Origin of the sequence: Acinetobacter legionensis, from assembly GCF_048551735.1 — a bacterium.
In the GTDB taxonomy this organism is placed as follows: Bacteria; Pseudomonadota; Gammaproteobacteria; order Pseudomonadales; family Moraxellaceae; genus Acinetobacter.
Genome location: NZ_JBIMBV010000041.1, coordinates 1 through 5723 on the forward strand (window position 1 = coordinate 1; position 5723 = coordinate 5723).

The following is a 5723-nucleotide window of genomic DNA, read 5'->3' on the forward strand; positions in this document are numbered from 1 at the left end:
TTTTTATAATGTACAGTTTTTTCTTTTGTAACAGTTTTACTCATTAATTTTCTCCACCCGATCAATTCTAAAGGACTGCGTCGGGTTCGCAGTTTTAAAAAACCATTGAAACCCAACAGAGGGCAACTGCAATAAGAATTATCCCTAGTTTCATGTAGTCAAATTTATTCATCTTAGATTCTTCTTATAAAAATTGCTTTTGGCTTATTAAGCTTCTGAATACTTCTCTAAAAACTCATCCACCCATCCTTGCGCCACTTCAAGATTGGTTATGTCAGTTAGTTTTAGATTGGTTTCTTCTGCTTCGTTAAAACCCTCAATAATGGCTTCAAAGATATTAGCTTCATTAATGACTTCTTGTGCAATTTCAGCAGCGTCATAGCTTTGCTTAGCTTTTTTAAGTGAGGCTATTTGTTTATCAATTCCTGCGCCAATTTTAGCTAATGCTAGTTTGAATTCTTGACGATTAATGGTTAGAGCAGTTTTTGATTTATTTAGTGTTGCGATCATAGTGTTATTCCTCTTTAACTTCTTCTTACGCGTTTTGGACGTGAACCACCTAGCGGTCTGAACGCATCGATCACCAAACCAACCAACTCCATTCCATCTTCAAACTCAATAATATTTGGATGAAAATTAGGGTTAAGAGCCTGTAAATACTTGCGCTCGTCGCTCTCTATGACTAACTTTTTAAAAGTTGCATCTGTATTGTTTCTAACAACAATCAAATCTCCAGAAATTAAGTCACACACCTGAAATTTTGGATTTACTAAAATACAGTCACCCTCCATGTAGGTAGGTGAATTACTAATACCAACTACTTTTAAATAAAAACAACCATCAGGATCATCAGCACTTAAAGGTGGCAACCATTCAGAAATATCTAATGGATTTATTTCCTCTACAGATGTCATTGATCCAGCTTGAACCCATGATAAAACAGGGATTAATTTTGAGGTGACAGGTACAACGTTATTGTCAAATTCACTAACTACACCTTTTTTAAGATCTTCAGCGGTAATGCCCAATGCGCTAGCTAGCTCAAGAATTGAACCTGTTGATTTAGCTGTGCCAGTTTCTAGTTCGGAAATTACCGATTGTTTAACTCCAGACTTTTGCGCTAATTCCTTCTGGGTCATTTTTTTTGCTTTACGCAATTTCTTTAAATTTTCACCCAAAGTGCTCATAAATCTATCTCAACTTGCTTTATCGGAATTCTGATACATATTTCAATCGGTTTGGCTATTGTATAAATATCGGAAAACCTATATATTTAATAAAAATATTGGAGGTTCATATGAATCAATGGCAGAAAATGATCTCTGATCTCAAAGAACAGGGATTAACACAAGCAAATATCGCCACTGAAATTGGTTGCTCACAAAATTATGTAAGTGATCTGGAGCGAGGAGCTTGCGGAAAACGTCTTTCATACGATCTAGGTAGAAATCTAGAAACTTTATGGAATCAGCATAAACAAACTACAAATGTCGCTTAGGAACCACCATGAGCCTTGAAAAAAAATCTACGCATGTGCGCTTATCTCCTGAGAATCACGAACGAGCAAAGGTTTTAGCTGAAATTAAAGGTAAAGACCTTGCTCAATATATGGCCTACCTGCTTGAAAAAGAAATTGCAGGTGAGTGGCATGTACTTAATTTACAAGCTAAATCGTTCGAGCGCTTGGGAGTATCAGCTTTGTTAAGGGATTTAAGTACAGAGGTCGAATTTCGAGAGGGATCCGAAGGGATTCACGGGGATTTAGACATTAAAAAAGCCTGACGGGTTAGGTCAGGCTTCATATATTCAAAACGAGATGGAAATGAATATGCATAAAATTTTAACAGACATTGAGCTACAGCGAAAGATTTATTTATTTCAAAAGGCAGTCGAAGAACACGCTGAAAAGCGCTCACTTCCGACTGCTCAGTCTGTGGCGAAAGCTAAAACCGAGTTGGCACTTTTTGTAATGCGAGGTGGTGTATGAATCATCCGTCTTTTGCAAGAAATAACGATCTTTTGGAAGTATTTCTAGAAAAGATTAAACCACAAAAAAGTAGTGGGTTTACACAACTGTTTAGAGAAAAGCTTTGGCTAGCTAGTGATAAACGCTGTGCTTATTGCGGAAAGGTTTTAGATTGTTTTACAAAAGTTCGTGTAGATCATTTTGAACCTAGAAGCAAGATGTGGTTTGAGCATGTTGAAAACTATGTCTGCTCTTGCCATCAGTGCAACTCAATGAAATGCAATGCAGATATTGAAGAATTGCGCTTTAGGTCTGCTGTTTACAACTCACCAATCAAGGGAATAATTTCGCCTTCACAAGCTAAACAACTTATGAATATTGGGATCGAGTTACCTATCCAGTTAAAACAGTTTTATTTTGAAAAATGTTTAGCTAAGGGGGTTGTATGAACGCACTTCTAAAGTTCCCACGACCAGAACCTCAAATCGAGATTGAAAAGCCTATGTTTAGCGATAAATTCGACAATGGCTACATAATGTCGAGTCGCTTGTATCGCAAAGAGGTCATGCCTTTTTTGAGCGATGCCGCGCGTAATGTGTATGCAGAACTCGAAACAAAAATTAATGGTTATCAAAAAGAAACTGATTACATCAGTTATTCTCAATTGCAGGGCGATAAAGATCTGATTGGGTCTCGTTTACTAAGTCGCCCAACAGTATCAAATGGCTTGAAAGAGCTAATTTCATTGGGTGTAATTTCGGTAGTTGGTACTGGAAAACAAGGTACAAAATCGTACAAATTAAATGAAATTTCACTTAAAGATCGGTTTACTAATGAAACCAGTGTAGAAACTAAACTAGTTCAGTTAGTAAACCAAACTAGTGTAGAAACTAAACCGAAACTAGTGTCGTTACTAAACTCACAATATATATATAAAGAGAATAATAAAGAGAGTGATCAAAATTCAAAAAATCCAGTCGATGAAGTTTTAGAAATCTGGACACCTGATTTAACTTCTCTGAATTTTTGGTTGCAAAGATCAGGTGAAATGCCGATGACTCAAGAATTGGTTAATCAAATTTTACTTGAAGTAAATCCGCACTACGAAAATCGAATCAAATCTGGTCACCTTACTGATAACCAAATGTATTCAAATTTTGTGAAGTGGGTGAAGCGAGATTTGAATATTCGTGATCGGTTTGTTGGTAAACAAGAAATACAAATCCCTCAAAACTTTACTGAAGACAAAGGGGATTGGTAATGTCACATATTCACAATATTCCGATGGAACAAGCTGTACTGACTGCTTTGATGACTGTTTCAGAATCTTATGAAACCGTTGCCAACGATGTTGATGTTGATTGTTTCTTTCCTGAACGTCACAAGCAAATTTTCAATGCTATTCAAGAATTGGCACATGAAAACAAGCCCTATGACTTGGTGATGGTTGAACAACAACTCAATCAAAAAAATGTACTTCACCTGATTGGTGGTACTGCATATTTGCAACAAATGACCAGTGAAGCCCCTTCAAGTTTTTACAACCTTGAAACCTATGTTGCTGAGTTGAATAAATTCAAGGCACATCGTGAAGTCGAGAAAATCGGATACAGCATTTCTGAGATTGCAAAAGACCTAACAATCCCTGATGTGCATATTGCAGCAGAGACAATTCTTGATGGATCAACAGGAAGCGACAAGACTGAAAAAACAAGTTTTACATTTGAGGAAGCTTTGGTTTTGTCAGGCAAGCAACTGATGGCAAAAGCTGAGGCGAAAGTAAACAAAACATTCTCAGGTGTGCAATTCAATCTGAAATCAGTTGATGAATTGGTTGGCACTATTCAGAAAGGTCATTTCTGTGTTGTCGGTGGTCGCCCTGGTTCAGGTAAGTCAACACTGGCTCAAATGGTGACGATTCAGACTGCATTACGATACGAAGAATCGGTTCTAGTGGTATCGGCTGAAATGGACGTTGAGACGTTCACAAATCGTTGTATTTCGGCATTGACCAGTATTCCTTATGACAACATCCACAATGCTGAACTTTATGACGGCATGCTTAAAGACTTTGCTGAAGCTCAACACAAATTTAGTAAGTTGAAAATTCACATTGAAGACAAGCAAAAGCCAACGATCGCAGAGATTCATTCTTATGCTCGTAAGGCTCGTCGCAAGTATAAAAAACTTGGTTGCATCGTTGTTGATTACTTACAGCTTGTACGTGATCCAAGTAAGAAAGATCGATATCAGGAAGTCAGCTCAATCAGTCGTGACCTCAAGGCTTTAGCAAAAGAATTCAATTGTCCTGTTATTGCATTGGCTCAGTTAAATCGTGAATCAGAAAAAGGAAAACGTCCTAAAGCTTCAGATTTAAAAGAATCAGGGCAAATCGAACAGGACGCAGATCAAATTATTTTAGTACATCCGATCAATGGGGAAGATGAACTTCCTACAGGTGTGACTGAAATTATTATTGCTAAAAATCGACATGGCAAACGTGGAGTGACCAGAGTTAAGGATCGCTTAGATATCTGCCGTTTTACGTCAATTGTAGAGGGTGGTGTGCTATGAAAAATGATGCAAGGGGAGCTGGTATGAATGCAGTTGAGTTTGTGAGGAATTTTGGGTGGGATGGAGCAATTAGTTTTACTGATTGGTATGGCGGCAATACTGCTTTTAAATTTTTAAAAGTAAAAGAGAAAACTATTTCTGTGCACTCAGGGGATCAACCATACGATTTTCATATTAATGACCTAAAGCAACTAGTCGAGTCTTATGAGTTGGTAAACGAGTTTGATGATATTAAGCAGGCTAAGACTTGGATTCCAGACATGGATAGTGATATGCCCTACAACGTCAGAGGCAGTAAACGCAGATTCATGCGTGATGAATTAGCTCAAGCCATTCGAGACGTGGAAAGCGTAGGGGGTGGGGTGTGAGAGCAGGAACCAACATCGAATCACTTTACATCAAAGATCGCTCAGCTTGGGATTTGTCAGAATTCTTAAGCAGCGGTGGTCAGATCGAACATGTGCCTTATGGCGTTTCAAATGAGGTTAAGCAAGAGTTCAATAAATCAAATGCTCAATCGCACATGAAACAGATTATGGGCGCAGCAATTGTAGAGGCTAAGGCTAAGAAAGAATTAAAACCTAAGCGAACTAAAACTGAAGCTGAAATTGAAGCAAAAAGACAGAGTGATAAAGAGCGTAAACGAATCAAAGATGCTCAATCACAGGCTGTAAAAAGAAAGGCTAAAGCTGATTTAAGCGCCGAACAGATTTCAATATTCAAAGAGTTTCATTCTAAGGCATCACATGGTGATATCGCATTGCTTGCAAGGTTGACAGGTGTTTCAGCAACAACATTGAAGTCAACCATGTATGGCGAAACTGTGATGAAGAAAGATCGATGGGAAGGAGTTAAAAAGCATTTGCTGAGTTTTGACTATTCAATCAACGAAAGCGCAATCAAAGGAAGATTGAAGAAAGAAATCAATGAATTGGATCAAAAAGCATATCGAAAAGCTTATAGGGCTGAATGGCAAAAGGTACAGAGAGCTAAGCTTAAACAGATTACAGAAAAGTATTGTGGAGTGGTGGCACTATGACAACTATAAACAACCTGACTATTGAGCAGATGCGAGAGATTGTGAGTGGTGCGCCTGATACGGATATGCCTATGCATTACAACATAACAAATGGCGTATGGATAATGACTGGCTATGCAAATCGCTACTTTGTAGATGGTGAGT

The 5723-nt window shown here is 38.0% G+C and carries 10 protein-coding genes; 8 read left to right on the top strand and 2 right to left on the bottom strand.

Annotated elements, in window-relative coordinates; translation table 11 throughout:
• Positions 1–207 precede the first annotated feature (207 nt).
• Positions 208–510, bottom strand: coding sequence for a hypothetical protein (locus ACG9ZL_RS20565; protein ID WP_419361674.1), 303 nt, complete (start codon positions 508–510; stop codon positions 208–210).
• A 14-nt stretch (positions 511–524) separates the two neighbouring features.
• On the bottom strand, positions 525–1187 hold the full coding sequence (locus ACG9ZL_RS20570; RefSeq protein WP_180644784.1) for a LexA family protein: 663 nt from the start codon (positions 1185–1187) through the stop codon (positions 525–527).
• A 110-nt stretch (positions 1188–1297) separates the two neighbouring features.
• Between ACG9ZL_RS20570 and ACG9ZL_RS20575 the strand changes: the two genes are divergently transcribed.
• From ACG9ZL_RS20575 to ACG9ZL_RS20610, 8 genes are read left to right on the top strand one after another with little or no spacing between them, the layout of a single operon-like run.
• Entirely contained in the window at positions 1298–1498 is a 201-nt protein-coding gene (locus tag ACG9ZL_RS20575; RefSeq protein WP_180644783.1) for a helix-turn-helix domain-containing protein, read from the top strand.
• An 8-nt stretch (positions 1499–1506) separates the two neighbouring features.
• Positions 1507–1782: a hypothetical protein gene (locus tag ACG9ZL_RS20580; protein WP_004817486.1), complete on the top strand. Its 276-nt coding sequence runs from the start codon at positions 1507–1509 to the stop codon at positions 1780–1782.
• 46 nt (positions 1783–1828) lie between these two features.
• On the top strand, positions 1829–1987 hold the full coding sequence (locus ACG9ZL_RS20585; RefSeq protein WP_419327848.1) for a hypothetical protein: 159 nt from the start codon (positions 1829–1831) through the stop codon (positions 1985–1987).
• On the top strand, positions 1984–2415 hold the full coding sequence (locus ACG9ZL_RS20590) for an HNH endonuclease (protein ID WP_419327849.1): 432 nt from the start codon (positions 1984–1986) through the stop codon (positions 2413–2415). Before ACG9ZL_RS20585 ends, ACG9ZL_RS20590 begins: the two co-directional genes overlap by 4 nt.
• Entirely contained in the window at positions 2412–3227 is an 816-nt protein-coding gene (locus tag ACG9ZL_RS20595; RefSeq protein WP_419361677.1) for a hypothetical protein, read from the top strand. The genes ACG9ZL_RS20590 and ACG9ZL_RS20595 overlap by 4 nt, the downstream gene beginning before the upstream one ends.
• On the top strand, positions 3227–4540 hold the full coding sequence (locus tag ACG9ZL_RS20600; protein WP_419361679.1) for a replicative DNA helicase: 1314 nt from the start codon (positions 3227–3229) through the stop codon (positions 4538–4540). The genes ACG9ZL_RS20595 and ACG9ZL_RS20600 overlap by 1 nt, the downstream gene beginning before the upstream one ends.
• Entirely contained in the window at positions 4537–4908 is a 372-nt protein-coding gene (locus ACG9ZL_RS20605) for a hypothetical protein (RefSeq protein WP_419361682.1), read from the top strand. The genes ACG9ZL_RS20600 and ACG9ZL_RS20605 overlap by 4 nt, the downstream gene beginning before the upstream one ends.
• Positions 4905–5579 carry a hypothetical protein gene (locus ACG9ZL_RS20610; RefSeq protein WP_419361684.1) on the top strand — a complete coding sequence of 225 codons (675 nt, stop codon included), beginning with the start codon at positions 4905–4907 and terminating at the stop codon, positions 5577–5579. The genes ACG9ZL_RS20605 and ACG9ZL_RS20610 overlap by 4 nt, the downstream gene beginning before the upstream one ends.
• The last annotated feature ends 144 nt before the right edge of the window (positions 5580–5723 follow it).

What these genes read in the sequence shown, in the direction of transcription:
- ACG9ZL_RS20565 (WP_419361674.1), bottom strand. Translation starts at nt 510, where the DNA reads ATGATCGCAACACTAAATAAATCAAAAACTGCTCTAACCATTAATCGT.
- ACG9ZL_RS20570 (WP_180644784.1), bottom strand. Translation starts at nt 1,187, where the DNA reads ATGAGCACTTTGGGTGAAAATTTAAAGAAATTGCGTAAAGCAAAAAAA.
- ACG9ZL_RS20575 (WP_180644783.1), top strand. Translation starts at nt 1,298, where the DNA reads ATGAATCAATGGCAGAAAATGATCTCTGATCTCAAAGAACAGGGATTA.
- ACG9ZL_RS20580 (WP_004817486.1), top strand. Translation starts at nt 1,507, where the DNA reads ATGAGCCTTGAAAAAAAATCTACGCATGTGCGCTTATCTCCTGAGAAT.
- ACG9ZL_RS20585 (WP_419327848.1), top strand. Translation starts at nt 1,829, where the DNA reads ATGCATAAAATTTTAACAGACATTGAGCTACAGCGAAAGATTTATTTA.
- ACG9ZL_RS20590 (WP_419327849.1), top strand. Translation starts at nt 1,984, where the DNA reads ATGAATCATCCGTCTTTTGCAAGAAATAACGATCTTTTGGAAGTATTT.
- ACG9ZL_RS20595 (WP_419361677.1), top strand. Translation starts at nt 2,412, where the DNA reads ATGAACGCACTTCTAAAGTTCCCACGACCAGAACCTCAAATCGAGATT.
- ACG9ZL_RS20600 (WP_419361679.1), top strand. Translation starts at nt 3,227, where the DNA reads ATGTCACATATTCACAATATTCCGATGGAACAAGCTGTACTGACTGCT.
- ACG9ZL_RS20605 (WP_419361682.1), top strand. Translation starts at nt 4,537, where the DNA reads ATGAAAAATGATGCAAGGGGAGCTGGTATGAATGCAGTTGAGTTTGTG.